The organism is Micromonospora kangleipakensis, assembly GCF_004217615.1.
Taxonomy (GTDB): domain Bacteria; phylum Actinomycetota; class Actinomycetes; order Mycobacteriales; family Micromonosporaceae; genus Micromonospora; species Micromonospora kangleipakensis.
On record NZ_SHLD01000001.1, the window covers coordinates 308434 to 326663 of the forward strand.

The 18230-nt window shown below is 69.6% G+C and carries 19 protein-coding genes and 4 pseudogenes; 9 read left to right on the forward strand and 14 right to left on the reverse strand.

The features are described from left to right. Positions 1-11: 11 nt before the first annotated feature. The gene (locus EV384_RS01570; RefSeq protein WP_130329420.1) at positions 12-2414 is read right to left on the reverse strand and encodes a M4 family metallopeptidase; all 2403 of its coding nucleotides are present in this window, start codon (positions 2412-2414) and stop codon (positions 12-14) included. 171 nt (positions 2415-2585) lie between these two features. Here EV384_RS01570 and EV384_RS01575 point away from each other — a divergent pair, with 171 nt between their 5' ends. Continuing rightward, the gene (locus tag EV384_RS01575; RefSeq protein WP_130329422.1) at positions 2586-3056 is read left to right on the forward strand and encodes a protealysin inhibitor emfourin; all 471 of its coding nucleotides are present in this window, start codon (positions 2586-2588) and stop codon (positions 3054-3056) included. A 24-nt stretch (positions 3057-3080) separates the two neighbouring features. Here EV384_RS01575 and EV384_RS01580 read toward each other — a convergent pair whose 3' ends face one another. The 6 genes and pseudogenes from EV384_RS01580 to EV384_RS01605 form a co-directional block, all read right to left on the reverse strand. Further along, on the reverse strand, positions 3081-3431 hold the full coding sequence (locus tag EV384_RS01580) for a LysR substrate-binding domain-containing protein (protein WP_207232213.1): 351 nt from the start codon (positions 3429-3431) through the stop codon (positions 3081-3083). 64 nt (positions 3432-3495) lie between these two features. Beyond that, positions 3496-3543 (reverse strand): annotated as a pseudogene (locus tag EV384_RS37160) (hypothetical protein); the annotation flags it as partial. Positions 3544-3738: 195 nt separating this feature from the next. Next, on the reverse strand, positions 3739-4203 hold the full coding sequence (locus tag EV384_RS01595; protein ID WP_242623900.1) for a histidine phosphatase family protein: 465 nt from the start codon (positions 4201-4203) through the stop codon (positions 3739-3741). After that, positions 4190-4354, reverse strand: a pseudogene (locus EV384_RS35710) (histidine phosphatase family protein); the annotation flags it as partial. The gene EV384_RS01595 and the pseudogene EV384_RS35710, both read right to left, overlap by 14 nt. A gap of 62 nt (positions 4355-4416) precedes the next feature. Further along, the gene (locus EV384_RS01600) at positions 4417-5076 is read right to left on the reverse strand and encodes a DUF998 domain-containing protein (protein WP_130329426.1); all 660 of its coding nucleotides are present in this window, start codon (positions 5074-5076) and stop codon (positions 4417-4419) included. Positions 5077-5088: 12 nt separating this feature from the next. Then, on the reverse strand, positions 5089-5508 hold the full coding sequence (locus EV384_RS01605; protein ID WP_130329428.1) for a VOC family protein: 420 nt from the start codon (positions 5506-5508) through the stop codon (positions 5089-5091). 194 nt (positions 5509-5702) lie between these two features. On the opposite strand from EV384_RS01605, the gene EV384_RS01610 reads away from it, so the two are divergent. Further along, on the forward strand, positions 5703-7586 hold the full coding sequence (locus EV384_RS01610; protein ID WP_130329430.1) for an asparagine synthetase B family protein: 1884 nt from the start codon (positions 5703-5705) through the stop codon (positions 7584-7586). 4 nt (positions 7587-7590) lie between these two features. On the opposite strand, the gene EV384_RS01615 is transcribed toward EV384_RS01610, so the two are convergent. The 4 genes from EV384_RS01615 to EV384_RS01620 form a co-directional block, all read right to left on the reverse strand. Next, positions 7591-7992, reverse strand: a complete 402-nt coding sequence (locus tag EV384_RS01615; protein WP_207232214.1) for a helix-turn-helix domain-containing protein — start codon at positions 7990-7992, stop codon at positions 7591-7593. A gap of 36 nt (positions 7993-8028) precedes the next feature. Continuing rightward, a complete protein-coding gene (locus EV384_RS34590; RefSeq protein ID WP_165439846.1) occupies positions 8029-8166 on the reverse strand; it encodes a hypothetical protein in 138 nt (45 codons plus the stop codon). 218 nt (positions 8167-8384) lie between these two features. Next, positions 8385-8687 carry an SRA domain-containing endonuclease gene (locus tag EV384_RS37520; RefSeq protein WP_479724754.1) on the reverse strand — a complete coding sequence of 101 codons (303 nt, stop codon included), beginning with the start codon at positions 8685-8687 and terminating at the stop codon, positions 8385-8387. Positions 8688-8743: 56 nt separating this feature from the next. Next, the gene (locus EV384_RS01620) at positions 8744-9274 is read right to left on the reverse strand and encodes a GNAT family N-acetyltransferase (protein ID WP_130329434.1); all 531 of its coding nucleotides are present in this window, start codon (positions 9272-9274) and stop codon (positions 8744-8746) included. Positions 9275-9496: 222 nt separating this feature from the next. Here EV384_RS01620 and EV384_RS37165 point away from each other — a divergent pair. Both EV384_RS37165 and EV384_RS37170 read left to right on the forward strand, forming a co-directional pair. After that, positions 9497-9868: pseudogene (locus tag EV384_RS37165) on the forward strand (DUF4259 domain-containing protein); the annotation flags it as partial. A gap of 56 nt (positions 9869-9924) precedes the next feature. Further along, positions 9925-10185, forward strand: a pseudogene (locus tag EV384_RS37170) (immunity protein Imm33 domain-containing protein); the annotation flags it as partial. Positions 10186-10367: 182 nt separating this feature from the next. Here the strand turns inward: EV384_RS37170 and EV384_RS01635 are convergent. Next, the gene (locus EV384_RS01635) at positions 10368-10814 is read right to left on the reverse strand and encodes a PH domain-containing protein (protein WP_130329436.1); all 447 of its coding nucleotides are present in this window, start codon (positions 10812-10814) and stop codon (positions 10368-10370) included. Positions 10815-10981: 167 nt separating this feature from the next. On the opposite strand from EV384_RS01635, the gene EV384_RS01640 reads away from it, so the two are divergent. The 4 genes from EV384_RS01640 to EV384_RS01655 all read left to right on the forward strand — a co-directional run bounded on the left by EV384_RS01640 (position 10982) and on the right by EV384_RS01655 (position 15062). After that, a complete protein-coding gene (locus EV384_RS01640) occupies positions 10982-11191 on the forward strand; it encodes a tyrosine-type recombinase/integrase (RefSeq protein ID WP_242623901.1) in 210 nt (69 codons plus the stop codon). Positions 11192-11449: 258 nt separating this feature from the next. Next, positions 11450-12679 (forward strand): IS110 family RNA-guided transposase, encoded by a 1230-nt coding sequence (locus tag EV384_RS01645; protein ID WP_130329438.1) that lies wholly within the window; start codon positions 11450-11452, stop codon positions 12677-12679. 414 nt (positions 12680-13093) lie between these two features. Further along, complete coding sequence (locus tag EV384_RS01650; protein ID WP_165439848.1) at positions 13094-13636, forward strand: DJ-1/PfpI family protein; 543 nt, start codon at positions 13094-13096, stop codon at positions 13634-13636. A gap of 430 nt (positions 13637-14066) precedes the next feature. Then, complete coding sequence (locus tag EV384_RS01655) at positions 14067-15062, forward strand: hypothetical protein (protein WP_130329442.1); 996 nt, start codon at positions 14067-14069, stop codon at positions 15060-15062. Between the two features lie 152 nt (positions 15063-15214). Here the strand turns inward: EV384_RS01655 and istB are convergent, their stop codons facing one another. Both istB and istA read right to left on the reverse strand, forming a co-directional pair. Beyond that, positions 15215-16006: an IS21-like element helper ATPase IstB gene (gene istB, locus EV384_RS01660; RefSeq protein WP_130329444.1), complete on the reverse strand. Its 792-nt coding sequence runs from the start codon at positions 16004-16006 to the stop codon at positions 15215-15217. Continuing rightward, positions 16006-17232, reverse strand: coding sequence for an IS21 family transposase (gene istA / locus EV384_RS01665; protein ID WP_130329446.1), 1227 nt, complete (start codon positions 17230-17232; stop codon positions 16006-16008). The genes istB and istA overlap by 1 nt, the downstream gene beginning before the upstream one ends. A gap of 364 nt (positions 17233-17596) precedes the next feature. Between istA and EV384_RS01670 the strand changes: the two genes are divergently transcribed. After that, complete coding sequence (locus EV384_RS01670; RefSeq protein ID WP_242624421.1) at positions 17597-18091, forward strand: RusA family crossover junction endodeoxyribonuclease; 495 nt, start codon at positions 17597-17599, stop codon at positions 18089-18091. Positions 18092-18230 lie beyond the last annotated feature (139 nt).

Consider the following 18230-nt stretch of genomic DNA (forward strand, 5'->3'; position numbering starts at 1 on the left):
GTACGGCTACGTCAGGAGACGTTGACCGCGGTGTCGTCCACCACGAAGGAGGTCTGCAGCGAGATGTCCTCCACACCGGTGAACTTCAGGGTGACGGTCTGGCCGGCGTACGAGGCCAGCGAGAACGACCGCTGGGTGTACCCGGCGGCCTTGTTCAGGTTCGAGTACGTGGCCAGGGTCGCCAGCACCGTCCCGGACGAGTTGAGCACCTGCACCCGGAGCGTGTCGTACGCGATGCTGGTGGTGGTCTCGGACGTGTCGATGTGCAGCCAGAAGCTGAAGTTGTACGACGTGCAGCCGGCCGGCAGGCTCACCGCCTGGGAGAGCGTGTCGGTGTGGCTGGTGCCGTAGCCGTCCAGCCAGGCGTTCCAGGTGCCGGAGCGGGGCGGCTGACCGGACGAGCCGTACTGGCCGATGACGCCGGAGGTGGACGCCCAGACGGTGTTGCCGGACTCGAAGCCGGGGTTGCCGAGCTTCTGGCCGGCGCCGGTGCAGCCGCCGCCGGTGCCGTTCACGGTCAGCGTGTAGGTCGCCGTGTGCGTCACCGACGTGCCGGTGCCGGTGACCGTGACCGGGTAGGTGCCGGCCGCGGTGCTCGACGTGGTGCTGATGGTGAGGGTGGACGACCCGCCGGACGTCACCGAGGACGGGCTGAACGACGCGGTCGCGCCGCTCGGCAGGCCGGACGCGGAGAACGTCACGGTCTGCGCGGTGCCGGAGGTGGTCGCGGTCGAGACGGTGGTGGAGACCGAGCCGCCCGCAGTCACCGAGCCGGAGGTCGGCGAGAGCGAGACCGAGAAGTCGTTACCGGTCGAGCAGGGCGCGTCGTTGCCGGAGACGGCCACCGCGGTCCACGCCGCCTGGACGGTCTTGTACTCGGTGGAGCAGCTGCCGTACAGGTCGGTCGCCGCCCGCAGGGTGTACGCCCGGGCGGTGTTCGACGGGGTGGTGTTGTTGACGTACGCGGTGTTCGAGGTGAAGTAGACGTCGAGCGCCCGGAACCAGATCTTCTCCGCCTTGGCGCGACCGACGCCGGTCACCGCGGGGGCGGAGCCGCAGACCGGCGAGGTGCCGTACGCGGTGGCGCCGGTGCCCTCGGCCAAGTTGAAGAAGAAGTGGTTGGCCGGACCGGACGAGTAGTGCACGTCCTTGTTCTTGGTGTTGGTGGTCCAGCAGCTGTCGGACGAGCCGTCCAGCGACGGGTTGTACATGTACCGCAGCGGCGTGCCGTTGCCGTTGATGTTGATCTTCTCGCCGATCTGGTAGTCACCCGGGTCGGCGGTGGTGTTGGCGTAGAACTCCACCATCGTGCCGAAGATGTCGCTGGTGGCCTCGTTGAGGCCGCCGGACTCGCCGGAGTAGGTCAGGCCGCCGGGGACCACGTTCTCGGTCACGCCGTGGCTCATCTCGTGGCCGGCCACGTCGAGCGCCACCAGCGGACGGGAGTTGCTCGAGCCGTCGCCGTAGGTCATCTGGGAGCCGTCCCAGAAGGCGTTGACGTAGTTGTTGCCGTAGTGGACCCGGCTCGGCACGCCGGTGCCGTTGCCGAAGATGCCGTTGCGGCCGTGCACGTTCTTGTAGTAGTCGAAGGTCTTGGCGGCGCCGAAGTGGGCGTCGACCCCGGCGGACTGCCGGTTGGAGTTCGCGCCGTTGCCCCAGGTGTTGTCGGCGTCGGTGAAGGTGGTGCAGGTCGACGTGCCGTTGTTCATGTCGCAGGTACGGCCGTTGCCGTGCGACGGGTCCACCATCTGGTAGGTGCTGCCGGAGAGCGTGGTGTCGATGCTGACCGTGCCGGAGTAGATGCTGTTGCCGGTGCCGGCAACCGTCTCGATGTCGTCGTACGACCCGATCACCTTGCCGCTGGTGGCGTCGGTGATGACGTGCAGCTTCGACGGGGTCTGCTTGTCGGCCTTCATGCCGGAGGCGACGGTCTCCCAGGCCAGCCGGCCCCGGCCGGAGCTGGCGTCGACGAAGAGCTCCGGCGCACCGACGGAGGTGAGCGAGCCGGAGAAGGCCTGGCGTGCGCTCGCCTTGGCGGCCGCCGCGTCGACCTTGGCGGTGGTGCCCAGGGTCAGCGGTGCGGCCAGGCCGACGGACGTGCCGGCGTAGCTGCCGTTGGGGGCGGTGTGGATGACGAAGTCACCGCCGTACACGCGCAGGCCGTGGTACGTCCGGGTGTACCGGGTGTGCGCGGCGCCGCTGGCATCCACCTTCGTGCGGACCGCCTGGTACGCCTCACCGCCGGCGCCCTGCACGGCGCCGGGGTTGGTGCGGAGCAGGTTGTCCGCGCGGGCTGCGGCGGTGGATTCCGGAGCGGGGGCGCTGGGGGTTGCCGCGTGCGCCGTGGTGGCGACGCAGGTCAGCACGCCACTGGTGAGCAGAGCTGCGCCGACTGCGGCGAGGGGTCTTTTCACGGGCCCTCCTGACGGGGGAAAGTTGTGACGGGGGTAGTCACGCATGTAGATATAGCGATACATCGAAGAAAGGGGAAGAGGGCGAGCGCTTTCCTGCCGGGGACACTGGCCGTTCGGATGAGGCGGTCCAGGTGACGGGAACCGGGCGGCACGGCCGCGCGTCCGATCGGCATGAGATCGAACCCCCGCGCGGCGGCCCTCCTCGCCGCACTTCTCGTCGCCCTGGCCGGCTGCGCGACGACCGACCCGACCGTGGCCACCCCCGGCGCCCCCGCCTCCGGTTCGGCGTCCGCCACCCTTGCCGCTCGGGTGGTGCTGGCGAAATCCGGCGGCATCGCCGGGCTGCGGGACACGGTCACCGTCGAGCCCGACGGCCGGTGGACCGTGGCCGACAAGACCGGCGCCACCCGTTCCGGGCAGCTCGGCCCGGCGGACCTCGACCGGCTGCGCCAGCTCACCGCCGACTCCCGGCTGGCCGGCGAGACGGCCGCCACCACCGCCCCGAGCAGCTGCGCCGACGCGTTCACCTACCAGCTCACCGTGGGCGACCGGACGACCGGCTACGTGGACTGCCCCACCGATCCCGACCGCCCGGCGGCCACCGCCGCCGTGGTGGAGCTGCTCACCCGCGCCACCACCTGACCCGCGGGGGCGACCCCGGCGACCTCACCAGCCGTCGGCGGCGGCCAGCAGGGCGCGGCGGACGGTCTGGATCTCCCGTCGGCCCGCCGCCGCCGGCCGGGCCGCGAGGAAGAGCGTGTTGAGCGGCGGCACCGGCGGCGCGAGCAGCTCGCGCAGCGCGCCGGAGGCCAGCTCGCCCCGGCAGAGGTACGTCGGCAGCACGCTCGCCCCGGCGCCGGCGAGCACCGCCGCCCGGACCGCCCGCAGGTCGGCCACGACCAGGCTCGGCGTGCGGGTGAGCCGGGTGTCGAAGACGGTCCGCCAGTACCGGCGCACGATCGGGGCCTCCTCGGCGTACGCGACGAGTGGCACGTCGCGCAGCGCCTGCGGGGTCACCGGCTCCGGCAGCCGCTCCGAAGAGCGGCCGGCCGACGATCTCCTCCAGCGCTCGGAGCTGGGCGGTGACGGTCGGCTGGGCCAGCCCGAGCAGCTCGGCCGCCCCGGTCACCGACCCCGGTGCACGGCGAGGAAGCTCCGGAGCAGGTCCAACGATGCGAGGTGGACCTCGTCTCGGTGGCCGGCGGGCAGCCGCCGCTGGACGGCCGGGACGAGAACGACAAGACCCAGAACGACTTCCTCGCCACCGCCGGTGTGGAGCAGACCCCGAAGGCCACCGAGGTCGACCCGTCCGGGTACGACCTGACTAGACGACGTAGTCCGGTGGCAGGCCGGTGCCGCGCAGTTCGGGCGGCAGGTGGGCCACGTCGTTGACGGCGATCAGGTTCGGCGGCCCGCCCGAGCTGTAGCGGATCACGGTCAGCCCGCAGTTGTGGTGGTTCAGGCCCAGCCAGCGCCGCTCTGGGGCGTCCAAGGCGTGCCGGACGAACCAGGCGATCAGGAAGTTGTGCGTGATCACCAGTTCGCGGACGTCCCCCGTCGGCCGGGGGCGTCGCGAACCGGGCCACGGCCTCCGCCGTCCGGCGCGGCCCGTCCGTCCGCTCGCGCTCGTCGAAGCCGGCCAGGAAGCTCGCGTACGCCGGGGGCAGGCCGGCCGGGTCCGTGTCGTGCGGCAGGTGGTCCCCGACCATCTCCGCGGCGTGCACGGGTACGCCCGGCAGCGCTGCGGCGACCAGCTCGGCGGTCTCGGCGGCCCGGCGCAGCGGTCCATGGTGGATGGTCGCGAACGGCAGCCCACGCAGCCGCTCCCCCAGCAGGGTCGCCTGCCGCCGGCCGCGGTCGGCGAGCCCCGTCTCCGGCGCCTCGTCCTCCGCCCGGTGCTGCTCACCGTGCCGGGCCAGGTAGAGCAACCGGCTCGCCATCCGTCACCTCACCCATGATCGGGAGACGCGAGCCTAGCCCGCGCCTCCCGATCGTGCCGACCTCAGACGTTCCGACCGTGGTCGATGCGCCACAGCGTCCCGCTGACCCAGGCCCAGGCGACCGCCACGGCGAGGCCGAAGCCGACCATGGTCAGCGGCACCGGCCGGACGATCAGGGCCACCCAGGCGGTCCCGAAGCAGACCCCGCTGGCCAGGCTGTACGCGGCCCAGCCGCGCTCGCCCCGCCGGGCGCCCCGGCGGGCGGCGGCCACCGCGGCGACGATCAGCGCCACGAAGCCGACCGTCGCCCCGAGGAAGTGCAGCCCGCCGTGCCAGCTCACCTGGCCGGGGCCGCTCGGCGTACCGACCGGGAAGCCGTCGGCCGGATCGGCCCGGAAGATCCCGGCGAGCACCAGCCCGACCCCGTAGAGGCCGAGCAGCCTCGGCAGCCACCGGGCGCCGGTGTCCCGGCGGCCCAGCGCGGCGGCGGCGCCGAGCACCAGCAGCCCGCTGGCGAGGAAGGTGGCGATCTGTACCCACCCCAGCTCGCCGTTGCTCAGCACACTCGCCGGATGCCGGCGGAAGTCGAAGCCGTCCCGGCTGAAGCCCTGGACCAGCACGGAGCCGACGAAGAGCGGGCCAGCGAGGACGCCGCCGGCCAGCAACGCCCGGTCCCGGCCGACCGCGGCCGGCCGCACCCGAAGAGGAATCGCCTGGGTCATCTGGCCGCCCCCTCAGGCCTTCGGGTGCATCTGGCCGATGCGGATCCGGTTGCCGAACGGGTCCCGGATGCCGAAGTCGATGCCGTACGGACGCTCGGTCGGCTCGTCGGTGATGTCCACACCCTTGGCCACCAGGTCCTCGTACGTCTTGCGGGCGTCGTCGGTGGTCATGAAGAGGTAGCCGCCCAGCGCCCCCTTGGTGAGCAACTCCCGGACCTGCTCGGCGGTGGCCGGGTCGAGGGCCGGCGGACCGGGCTTCTCCAGCAGGATCTCCCGGTCCGGGTCGTCCGGGAGGTTGACCGTCAGCCAGCGCATGAAGCCGAGGTCCTGGTCGGTGTTGACCTCCATGCCGAGCTTGCCGACGTAGAAGTCGAGGGCCTCGTCCTGGTCGAGGACGTAGATCTGGGAGCGGGAAATCGAGTTCATCGTCATGCCAACGACGCTAGACGGGGGCCTTCATCTCAGGCTTCTCCAAAACTGCTCGCCTCGGCGAAAGCGTCGGCCGACGGTACCGGTACGACATTTGCCTGATGTTCCTCGTTTGTTCTTGCGGGACACCGCGGCAGGTGTGCGCTGTGTTTACTTGCGTCACGGGGTTGCCGCCCCGCGGGTCCGGAGGATCGCCGATGCACATCATGCTGGCTTGGTTCGCCGACCGGACGCTGCCCGAACAGACCCGACGGGCCGCCCGGGACCGCTTCGAGGCGAGCCTCGCCGAGGTGATCCCGGCGAGCTTCCGTCGGCACGAGTTCGGCGGCGAGGACTGGGGCGTCACCGTTCTCCACCCGCACGAACCTGGGGCGTACCGATGGTCGACCGTGGACGTGACCGGTCCGGTCACCGCGGTCTCGCTGGGGCTCCCGGTGGGCCTCGACGTGACCGGCGGCCCGACCGCGCTGGCCGACCGGCTGTTGGCCGGCGAGGACGTGCACCGGGAGGTGGTGCCGCCGTTCGGGCTGCTCGCTCTCCAGGCCGCCGGTCGCTTCGCCCTGCAGCAGGACTGGCTCGGGATGTGCCGGGTATTCACCGGCACGTCGGGCGGGGTGACGGCGTTCTGCACCCGGCCCAGCCCGCTCGCCGCCTTCCTGCACGGCGACGTCCGCCCCGACCCCGACGGGTGGCGGTCCTACGCGCTCTGCGGGCACTTCGGCGGCGACCTCTCGCCGGTGGCCGGCACCCGGCTGCTCCGGCCCGGCGAGCGGGTGACCGGCCGCCGCCGCGCCGACGGCGGCTGGGACCTCACCACCTCGACCCGGTACGCCACCGACGACGTGGTGACCAGCGGGTTCACCGGCCGGGGCGGGTCGCTCGACGACCTGCTGGACCGGGCGGCCGACGCCCTCACCAGAACCGCGGCCAGCGTCCACCGGCTCTACGCCGACGAGATCCCGCTCGGGTTGTCCGGCGGCAAGGACTCCCGGCTCATCGCGGCGTCGCTGCTCGCCGCCGGCGGCACCCCCAGGTTCGTGACCAACGAGGACACCGGGGCGGAGGGCGAGGTGGCCCGGCAGCTCGTGCAGATCCTGCGGAACAAGCGCGGGCTGCACCCGGAGCACGAGTTCCGGCTCGCCGGGGCGCCGGCCCGGGTGCTCGGCACCGGCCTGCGGGAGCGCACCAGGCGGCTGCAGCGGCTGCACGACTACCAGTTCCCCTCGAGCTACGTGGTCCGCCCGGCCGCCGCCACCCGCCTCGACGAGCGGGTCCGCCCGGCCACCTTCACCGGCGCCGCCGGCGAGCTCGCCACCGGCTACTGGTATCCACCCGCGGACGCGGAGACGGCGTCACCTGAGCAGGCCGGGCTGGCGAAACTCCTGGCGGCGGTGCCGAGAGCGGCAGCCACCGAGCCGGCGGTCGCCGCCGAGCAGGACCGGATCGCCGCGGTGCTCCGCCACGCCCGCGACATCGGCCTGCGCGACCTGCACCTCCTCGATCACCTCTACCTGGTGGAACGGATGCGCCGCTGGTGCACCTCCGCCAACGCCACCGGCATGGTCACCCCGTTCCTCGCCCCCGGCTTCGTCGCCGCCACGTTCGGCCTGACCCCCGAGCAGAAGCGCGGCCGGCTGCTGCACACCGGACTGATCGAACGGCTGGTCCCGGAGTGGGCGGAGGTCCCATTCGTCAGCGTCAGCACCGGCGGGTCCACCGCCACCCGGGTGTGGGAGGGCGACGGCATCGAGGTGATCGCCGATCTGCTCGACACGGCGCACGGCCCGATCACCGAGGTGATCCACCGGCCGGCGGTGGTGAAGGTGCTGCGGGCGGCCGTCAACGGCGGTCGCGCCGACGCCCGGACGTTGCAGCAGTTCACCTGGTTGGCGCTCGCCTCCCACCAGCTCGAACCTGGCGCCACCCGGCCCACCACCACCACCGCCACGTACGCCCGGATCACCGCACCCCCGCGCCCGCGTACGCCGACGCACCCGCTGGTCACCCGGCTGCGCTGGATCAAGCGGACCCGGCTCGGCAACCGGATCTGGGGCGAGGTGCGCAGGCGGGTAGGCCGCTGACCGGTCAGCGGACGCTGCTCGGCCGCATCCAGGCCTTGGCGAAGCAGCTCGGCACGGCCGGGGCAGGGGCCTTCCGCCGCCGGTAGTCCGAGGGCGACTCGCCGACGATGTCGCGGAAGGTGCGGCTGAAGGTGCCCAGGCTGCCGAACCCGACCGCGTAGCAGATCTCGGTGACCGGCTGGTCGGTCTGCACCAGCAGGTACATCGCCCGCTCGACCCGACGGCGTTGCAGGTAGCGGTGCGGGGTCTCGCCGAAGGTGGCGCGGAAGGTCCGGATGAAGTGCGCCGCGGAGACGTGCGCGATCCGGGCCAGCGCCGGCACGTCGAGCGGCTCGGCGTACGACCGGTCCATGGCGTCCCGGGCGCGCAGCATCGCCCGGTTGGACTCCTCCACGGCGCGGCTCATCGCCGTCAGGTTACCGCTCGGGCTGGGCGACGCCGGTCAGCCCACGACCACGTCGAGAGCGCGAAGCTGGTCCGGGCTGGCCACCACCTCGATGCCGATGGCGCGGTTGGTGACGGTGAAGCTGATCGCGATGCGGGTACGCCCGTCGACGACCACGACGGACGACCCGTGCACCGCGGCGGCGGGGTTGGCCGGCAGCTAGTGCCGTCTCCACAAACGTTGGCCGGGTTGATCGGGGCTGAGGAAATGTCGTAGGTGTGGTGTTGGCTTCGGTTCGTGCCTCGTCGTCGGGATCCCGCCGCCCCGCGGGTCGTGCATCGCACCGCGCGCGTCGCGTTGCGGGTGATTCCCGGGCAGCGGCGCCGTTGTTTCGGGCTGCTGCGCTCCGCCGGTCATGTATGGGCGTGGCCGCGTCGTCCCTCGCCGGTGTAGAGAAACACCGACCCGTCGGCGCTCCAACCGTCGTAGTTGTAGCCGTAAAGACTGCCCGCTTGGGGATCTGAGTAGAGGAAAACGTTGTGCGTGCTCCGCGAGGGCTCGATCCCGCCATACTTGCCGCCCCCGTAGCGCGCCATGCGGTGCTCCCGACTACGCCGGCAGCCGGCATGTCCGGTCTCGGGACCTGCGTGACAGATTGGTATCAGGACCTGCGTGACACTGTGCCGAGGGCTGGCGCGGTAGGTGTCAGCGAACACCGGGCACCGTGATCGCAAGGCGCGGCTTCAGCGCACCCGTGGTGGGGCGATGACGTTCAGCCGGTTGCCGACGACGGCTTCACCACCTGGTACATGGCGTGATCCTGCCACCGGCCGGCGATGTTGAGGTACTCCGGCGCCATGCCGAACTGCACGAATCCGTTGCGTTCCAGCACGCGCTGCGATCTGACGTTGTGCAGCAGGGTCTCTGCCTGCACCCGGTGCAGCCCCAAGTCCTCGAAGGCCACCCGCACGATCTCGCGCACCGCCTTGGTCGCGAACCCTCGGCCATTGTGGCTGGCGCTTACCCAGTAGCCCATGGCGCATGACTGGAACGGGCCGCGCACTATGCCGTTCAGGTTGATGCGGCCGATCACGCGACCGGAGTCGTCGAGGATGACGTGGGGCAGCTTCGATCCCTGCTCGTGCTGCTGGAGATCGGCTTCGATGACGGCGTGCTGGCCGTCTGCCGTGAAGTAGTCCCCGCTCCGGATCGGGTCCCACGGCGCGAGAAACTCACGGTTGACGTGGAGCAACTCGGCCAGGGCCGGCGCATCCTCCGAGGTAACGAGTCGGGTGATGTTCACCCACCCATCGTCTCAGGCGGGCAGGTCCCCTTCCTCGCCAGGATGGACCGGAGGCGGGGGCACGCCATGATCGTCTAGCCGGAGGTGTCACCCACGTCCCGAGACTGATTTGTCACGCAGGTCCTGAGACCCGACACGCCGGCAGCCGGCATGGGTCGTGTCCCGGCTGATGCTTGACACTTGCGTCCCACCAGATGCTTGACATGATCACAGCCGAACTTGGTGAAAGACTCGCAGCAGGGACAGCGCACGGGCACCTTCGGCACCGGTCCATTCGATAGCGACGGGGCTCAAGACCTGGTCGACCAGCTGGCCGACCAGCCGGCCAACTCACGGGCCGATGAAGTCGGGCGCATGCTCTCCCTGGTGTTGCGGGAGCCGGCAGCCCTCATGCGCGACGTCTTCCCAGACGAAGTCGTCGCGTGCGCTGCACTCGTGGCAGCCAGCCTCCCCAACGGCCAGCACCTCCGCCATCCAGCCGCCGCAGCGCTACCGGAGCCAGCAGTCGGCCTCGTCCCGCTCGCTCATCAAGCGCTGCTTGCGATCGCCGGCCCCGACGGCCCCTGGCTACAGGGCTGGGTGAACGAGACGGATGCCAACGATGCCCAGCGCACCATTGACAGTCTTGCTGCCATCCTGGCCAACGCGACATGTGCCGACGCTTCGCGGTCGAGCCATCGCCGCCCGGACAGCGGACGATGGTCGGCTTCGCAATTTCACGCCCACGCCACCTGGAGCCGCTTAACGCTCTGCGGCATCCGGTCGCCGGCAGCAGCAACGGCTGGTTCGTGTGGCGCGGCCCAGCGATCCCCGGGGACGACGAGAAGTTCTTCGCCCCACTACATGTTGAGCACCTGGACGACTACGCCCCCGAGCTCGGGCCGTATCTCGCTCTTCCACCAGGTTGGGGCGTGGTACTGGCCCCGGCTACGAGGACGTTTGGTACGACGAGGGCCTCCTCGACATCTGACCTCGGCGTGCCGGGACCCGGCCGGGCAGGTAGGCGAGTCCTAGCCGGTCATGTAACGCATCATCCGGCACAAATCCGTCACGCATCAAGTGGAGCCCGACACGCCGGCAGCGGGCCCGGTGATCAGGCGGCCGGAGCCTGCCGCAGGGCTTCCGCGAGCGCCTCGGCGTTCTTCTTGTCCACCCGGGGGAAGGTGAGAGCCACGCCGTCGCCCGGAGTACCGAACGCGAGGCGCAGCAGGCTCACGACGCCCATCTTGGCCTCGGCCAGCGAGACCTGTTCGCGGGGCAGCTCACCGAGGACCTTCTTTCCGGGGCCCCCTAGAAACGTCTGCGGCAGGAAGATCAGTCGACGGTTGGTGAGCACGACGAACTGCTTACGGGTCGAGGCTAGCGCCGCCCCCAACAACGCTCCGCCACCCTCAAGCCTGATCGCCTGGCTGACGACCGTCCCGACTCGACTGGACGAGAACTTCCCGACCATGGCCCGCGTCGCCACGACCGGCTGCTCACCGGCCTGCAGGATCGGCGTCACATGCTCGAACGCACGGGTCTGAAGCTTCTGTTGCACTGCGTCTCCGTTCCCTGGCCGCGAATCGTGCTGACGCTAATGCCTGGGAGGCTGATCTAGATCCGACGATCGGTCCACATCATGCGGGAGAAGTGGACATTGAGCCTTTGCGGGTAAGGCTCCGGTCACCTTGTGTGCCCGGCACGCCGCGGCCGGCCGGATCGAACGTGTGTTCGACTAAGGTGCTGGGCGGGGTCCGCCTGCACGATCTGCGGCACACCGTGGTTTCCCTGCTGATGGAGCTGGGGGTGCCGCCGCACGTCGTCCAGGCCATCGCCCGGCACGCCGACGTGAAGATCACGCTCAAGGTCTACGCTCACGCCAACCTCGACGCGATGCGTGAGGCACTCGGCAAGCTCGACGGGCGGCTTTCGTGAACCCGGTTGCTAATGAGACTTGCCGGGTCGGTTGCGGCAGACTCGGCACCGGTAGCCGCTGGCGGGTGAGCACTCCCGGTTGCAGGACGCGTTGCAGTCCTATTGACAGATCGTGCCCCTGCCGGTGGTCGGGAGACGGAATCGCTGATGGGATGTCGTGCCCGCCGCAGGTGCGTGAGCACTTGATCATTAGCTTGCGGAAGGTCTCCCGGAGGCTGCCAGACAGCTCGCGCGACTGTGGACCTGCGGGAGGACGACGTGCTGTTCGTGGGAGACGACTGGGCCGAGGACCACCACGATGTCGAGATACAGGACGAGGCGGGCCGACGGCTGGGCAAGGCGAAACTCGAGGAAGGGATCGCGGGGATCGCCGGCCTGCACGCGCTGATCGGCCAGCAGTTGGGCGAGGACGGCGACCCGGTCCAGGTGGTGGTCGGCATCGAAACCGACCGGGGTCCGTGGGTGCAGGCGCTGATCGCGGCCGGCTATCAGGTGTATGCGATCAACCCGCTGCAGGTGGCCCGGTATCGGGAACGGCACGCCGTCTCAGGTGCGAAAAGCGACGCTGGTGACGCCCACGCCCTGGCCGACATGGTGCGTACCGACCGGCATCAGCTACGCCCGGTCGCCGGCGACAGCGCTGCAGCCGAGGCGGTCAAGGTCGTGGCCCGGGCGCACAAGACGCTGATCTGGGAACGCACCCGTCACACGTTGCGGCTGCGGCAGACGCTGCGGGAGTTCTTCCCCGCCGCCCTGGTCGCGTTCGACGACCTGACCGCCGTCGACGCCCTGCAGCTACTGGGCAAGGCTCCCGACCCGGCGTCGGCGGCCCGGCTGACCACTGCGCAGATCACCGCCGCGCTGAGACGGGCCCGCCGTCGCGACGTGCCGGCCAAGGCCGAGAAGGTGCAGGCCGCGCTGCGCACCCAGCAGCTGGGCCAGCCGCCAGTGGTCACCGCGGCTTACGCAGCCACCGTCCGCGCCCAGGTAGCGATCCTGACCACGCTGCACACCCAGATCAAGGCAATGGAAGAGCAGGTCGAGGCGCATTTTGGGCAGCACCCGGACGCTGAGATCTACCTCAGCCAGCCCGGCCTGGGCCGAATCCTCGGCGCCCGGGTGCTAGCCGAGTTCGGCGACGACACCACCCGATACGCCGACGCCAAAGCCCGCCGCAACTACGCCGGAACCAGCCCGATCACCCGCCAGTCCGGCAAGAAGAAGATCGTGCTGGCCCGCTACGTGCACAACGACCGACTCATCGACGCCCTCGGCCGGCAGGCCTTCGCCGCCCTGAAAGCCTCCCCCGGCGCCCGCGCCTACTACGACCAGCAACGCCACCGCGGCCTCGGCCACCACGCCGCACTACGCCAACTCGGCAACCGCCTCGTCGGCATCCTCCACGGCTGCCTCAAAACCGGCACCCACTACGACGAAGCCACCGCCTGGCACCACCGCGAACAGCACCACCAAGACGCCGCTGCTTGACCGCAGCGCTCATGGGATGTCTGTCAGCGTTGCTGTCAACCGGCCGACTCGCGTCAGTGTCCGCCGAGAATTGCCTCGTGGAATTGGAGCCCCCGGCCGGGATCGAACCGGCGACATCTCGCTTACAAGCTCTGTGCATCGCGTCTGCGCCCGTCCGGCAACGGTCGTCAGCTCGGAGACTCGTCCATCTCCGCACTCCCGGGCGCGCCGCCGTCCATGGCCGTTGCTGTCAGCACTGCTGTCGACAGCGTTGCGACCGGGGGTCGAATCCAGCCGGGCCTGAGCCCAACTGGGGGGAGCCGGGCGCAGGCTGCCAATTCGCGTCTCGGTCGCCGGTCGACGCTGCGGCTGATCGCGGCGCCGGCTCGCGGTGCATTCGACTAAGCTGCGCTGACCATGCCTAAGAAGCTCCTCATGTTCGTCTACAACGACTTCGCCGAGTTCGAGGTCGCCATCCTGGTCACCGCGATGCGAGCGACCAAGCACAGCTTGACCACCGTCGGACCGACCCGCGCGACCGTCACGTCGATCGGGCGGCTGTCCGTTCAGCCCGACGCGGGGCTTGCCGACATCGACGCAGCGGACTACGACGCTCTGATCATCCCAGGGGGCGTTCCGACCCCGCTGCTGGAGAATCCTCTGCTCGCGGACCTGATCAGGACCATGGGGGCCAGGGATTCACTGCTCGCCGCGATCTGCGGCGGCCCGGCCCTGCTCGGCGCCGCCGGCGCACTCGACGGCGTCCGCTACACCGCTTCGCTAGGCCCCGACGACGACGCCTATGCCGGGATCGTCGGGCGCGGTACGCAACTCGCCCAGCCGCTGGTTGTCGACGGCAACATCATCACCGCCACTGGTTCCAACTACTTGGGGTTCGCCGAGGAAGTCCTACGACACCTGGACGGCGCGTCGACAATCACGCCGCTGACCTACTTTCGCGAGGTCACCTTGGCATGACAGCTGCACCAGGTCGCAGGTAGTCCCCGTAGTCACTGCCTCGACGAGGACGGAGACGACCCTGTGAGCTGCTGCGGGGTGTTCAGCTCAGAATGGGACGACCCCCGTCGGGGGGAGCCTGGTCGGCGTTGTCGGCCAGTGTCAGCGGGTGTCGTTCCCTGTGGTCCTGCCTTCGGTGTCATGCCGGCTGTGACCATTGGAGTCGGTCGCGCAGCACAGCGTTCGCTGACTTTATGCTGACGCGGCACCTTCTGGTCCGTAGGTCACGGCGGCGCAGTCTCGTGCGGTGCCGTGCGACATCGGAAGGCGCGGTTCGGGCCCGTCGCGGCTCCTGCGGTCGCTCGCGTTGCTGTACTTCTGTGCTGTACGTCGATCACTCCGGCCGCCTGCGGCCTGAGATGTTGCCTTGCGCGTTCACGGGGGAGGCGACATGCCTGAAGACATCAATGCGGCAAGCCTGATCGCTCTGGCTGATCGCCTACGAGCCAAACCAGCGCAAAGCCATGAACGTCTCGAGCTGGTCACCAGCTGCGAAGGTTTGCCGTGGCTCGGCCGTGTCCCGGCTGCCACCGAGTCGTGCATCAAGATTCTCGCCCAGACTGACCCGAAGACCCGCTCGATGCCTTGCGAGCTCGGTATCTCCTCGATGGAGGTGCCCAGTGCCCTGACCACCTTCCGCCGTTGGTGGCCAAAGGCGGTCATCGCTATGGGAGATCCCGGGCAGCCCGATCCGCGGAAACCGTTGAAGCCCGGCATCGTGCAGTGGCGTTTCGACGGTGTCAACGCGTCGCCGGCGTTGAGCCCGCCGAGCACCGCTGGTTCTGCCGCTATCGCAGCTCACTTTGCCGGCCTGCCGTGGGCGCCACCGCCGATGATGTATGACGCGGCCGGTCCGCTTGCAGACATTGAGGCAGAGGACCTGCTGGCCAGCATGGTTCATCCGCCGCAGATGCCGGCAGGCCGATGGGATCGCCTGCCAGGCTTGTGGGAGCGCTACATCCAGGCGTGGTGCTGCCTGGGCCTGCTGCATCATCGACCGGAGCAACCGTGGCCGACATCGACCAGGCGACAAATGTTGATCGAGCTGGCCTACGGTGTCGAGGACTGGATTACCGAAGCCGCGCTCTATGCGCTAATCACCGCGGCTTGGGTGGACCCAGCATGCCGCTCAGACGTCGCCGGGTTGGTCGAGACCAGATACCTGATGATGCGTGAAGCGGCCGAGACCAGACCACTCACAATTGGCGTTTCCGTGGCGCAGCTGGTTTACATAACCCCAGGCATGCCAAACGAAACCCTTAACCATGCAGTGGATCTGACCGCTGCATCCCAGGAGTGGCCAGGCAATGGAAGCGTCTCGCTTGGCGGACCACCCGCGCCACCGCCGCGGCAAAGGTCGCTGTTGGACAGGCTTCGTCGCCGTTGACAGACCCAGGGCCGACCGAGCCCGAGCCCACGTGTACGGCTGGCTCACGAGGTGGGATCCGGCCGGCAGCGGAGCGCCAAGTTGTCAACGCCGGCTGAAACGTGACCCCTGTGGTCCGTCCGAACTTTGACCCCCTCGTTGGTTGTTGATGTTCAGTCGTTGGTCTTGGTGGCCGCGGGGACGCGGCCGAGGTCGCGGTCTTTGAGGCGGTAGCTGTCGCCCTTCATCGAGATGACCTCGGCGTGGTGGACGAGGCGGTCGATCATGGCTGCGGCGACGACGTCGTCGCCGAAGACCTCGCCCCAACGGCCGAAGGGCTTGTTGCTGGTGACGATCAGCGAAGCTCGTTCGTAGCGGTTGGAGACAAGCTGGAAGAACAGGTTCGCGGCTTCGGCTTCGAAGGGGATGTAGCCGACCTCGTCGACGATCAGCAGCGGGATCCGGCCGAGCTTGACCAGCTCGTCCTGCAGGCGCCCGGCGTGGTGGGCGTCGGCGAGGCGGGATACCCACTGGGCGGCGGTGGCGAACGCGACCCGGTGTCCGGCTTGGCAGGCCCGGATCCCAAGCCCGATGGACAGGTGGGTTTTGCCGGTGCCGGGCGGGCCCAGGAACACCACGTTCTCCCGGCCGGTGATGAAGTCGAGCGTGCCCAGGTGAGCGATCGTCTCCCGCTTCAAGGAGCGTTGGTGGTCGAAGTCGAACTCCTCCAGGCTCTTGCGGGCCGGGAACCTCGCTGCCCGGATGCGTCCCTCACCGCCGTGGGCTTCCCGTGCGGCGACCTCGCGTTGCAGGCAGGCGGCAAGGAACTCCTCGTGCGTCCACGACTCGGCCCTGGCCCGCTCCGCCAGACGTTCCACCGACGCGGCCAGGGACGGCGCCTTCAGTGCGCGGGTGAGGAACGCGATCTCCGATGCCACGTTGCGGTTGCTGGTCTTGCCGGCCATCACGCAGCCACCTCATCCAAGCCGAACAGGCGGTCGTAGTCGCTCAACGGCCGGCGTTCGACCTGGGCGTCGACGGCGGTTGCCGGAGTGCGTTGGGCGGCGATGCGCAGGTCAGCGGCGGCCTGGCGGTGGGCAGGGTCGGTGATGCTCTGATGCTTGGCCCAGCAGCGGTCATGCCTGGCCACCGGTCGACCGTCGCAGAGCACCGTCACCTGGTCGCAGTCGGCGGTGACCTCGACCCGCCGGCCGACCACCGACGGGTGCACCGAGTAGTCGTTGCTGTCCAGACGCACGTAATGGTCACGGGGCAGCCGTGTGGTCTGCCGCCAGCCGACCACCGGCGGGACCGGCGGCAGCGGCAGCATCGCCTGCCGGTCGGCGTCCCACCGATCCACCGGCCGGCAGCCCAGCGTCCGGTGCCGGCGGTGGTTCGCCCGCACCAGCCACTCGGTGAGCTGAGCGTTGAAGTCAGCTGGTGAGCCGAACCGGCGGCCGGGCAGGAACGATGTCTCGAGATAGCCGTTGGCCCGCTCGACCAGGCCCTTGGCCTCCGGGTCCGCCGGCCGGCACTGGATCACCTTGATGCCCAGGGTGCCGCGGAAGGCATTCATCGCCTCGGTCAACTGCGGCCGCCCGGCCCGCCACTGCCCGACCGCGGACTCGTTGTCCCACACCAGAGCCTTCGGCACCTGACCCCAGCTGGAGATCAGCGTCCAGTGCCCGACCAGCAGATCCGCCGACTGCCTGCTCGGGATCATCACCGCCGACAACCACCGCGAATACCCCGACACCATCACCAGCACCGGCGGACGGCCAACCTGACCGAAGCCCAACGGCACGTCCGCCGGCGGGAACCACAGATCACACTGCGCCAGCTCACCCGGCAGATAGTCAGTGCGCTGGGCCGGGTCAGGGCGGCGGAACAACGGCCGCAACTGCTGCACCCGGTCGCAGAACACCGTCTTCCCTCGGGTCCACCCGACCCGTTCCATGATCACCGTCGAGGGCATGTCCGGGAACTCCGCCAACAACGCCCGAATCTGCGGCTCGACCGCATCCACGATCGACCCCTTCGCCGCCCGCTGATAGCGGGGCGGCTCATGACTGGCCAAGGCCTTGCGCACCGTGTTCCGCGAGACCCCCAGCCGGCGACAGATGGCCTTGATCGCCATCCCCTCCGCCCGGTGCAACCGGCGGATCTCCGCCCAGTCCTCCACGCTCAGCACCTCCCGATGCTTCCGGAAGGGGTCAAAATTCGCCCGGAACCACGGGGTCAGTTTTCAGGCGGAGCCGACACAAGTCTTGAAAGCTGGTTCGGAGCTATGTTCACTGCAGCTCCCGACCTACCAGTGGGCCGCTAGGGACTCGAACCCTGAGCCCCTCTGGTAGTCAGGTGATCATCCGCAATCGGGTGGATCGGCCTGCTGACCTGCGCGAGGTCGCGCGTTGCCTTCCAGCGTTTGACGGCCCTTGTCGCCGTCAATTGTGCCCGGCTTGTGCCAGATGATCTATCCAGTCCATCGCTCGCCGTCCAAGTACGGCTATCCACGCGGCCAGGAAATTCCGATGCACCATGGTTCAGTCGAGGACATGACTGACCTCCCCGATGGCACCGAGGGAACCGCGGAGATCGCGTTTGACGTGCCGGGATGGCCGCCAACCAAGAACGAGGCCACTTCGCTGCTGTCGGCGGGTCACAGCCACGCCGCGCGGGTCCGCGCGCTGCTGAACGCCGCCGGGCAAGCAGCGGCACGACTGGGGTGGCCCCCGTTGGCCTGCCAGATCGCGCTTGACCTGGTGGTACGCGGGCCTAATCAAGCACCCTCGGATGCGACGAACTACCTCGGCGGTGTTGGCGACGTGCTGCAAGTCAAGGCCACCGGCAACCTCGACTTGGCCCATCTGGGCGCCCTCAGGCAGGTGGCCCTCTATCTCGATGACCGCCAGGTCAGGCAGATCCGGTACACGGAGGAATGGGCCGAGCAGCCGTCTTACACAGTACGAATACATCCGTTAGCGGTCGGCGCGGCTCCCGGGCCGGCAGCCGGACAATCATCGAGTTCGGCACCCCATCCCCTCAACTGAACCGCCTACGTCTCGTTTACAAGGCGCGCTCGGCCATGGTCGTGGCGTCCGTCGCCGTCCGTGACGTCCGGGGCCTGCGCCTGGTCCGTCCGGTGATACCCGCCGAGGGCTGGCTCCGTTGATGTCAGCTGGGGATGTC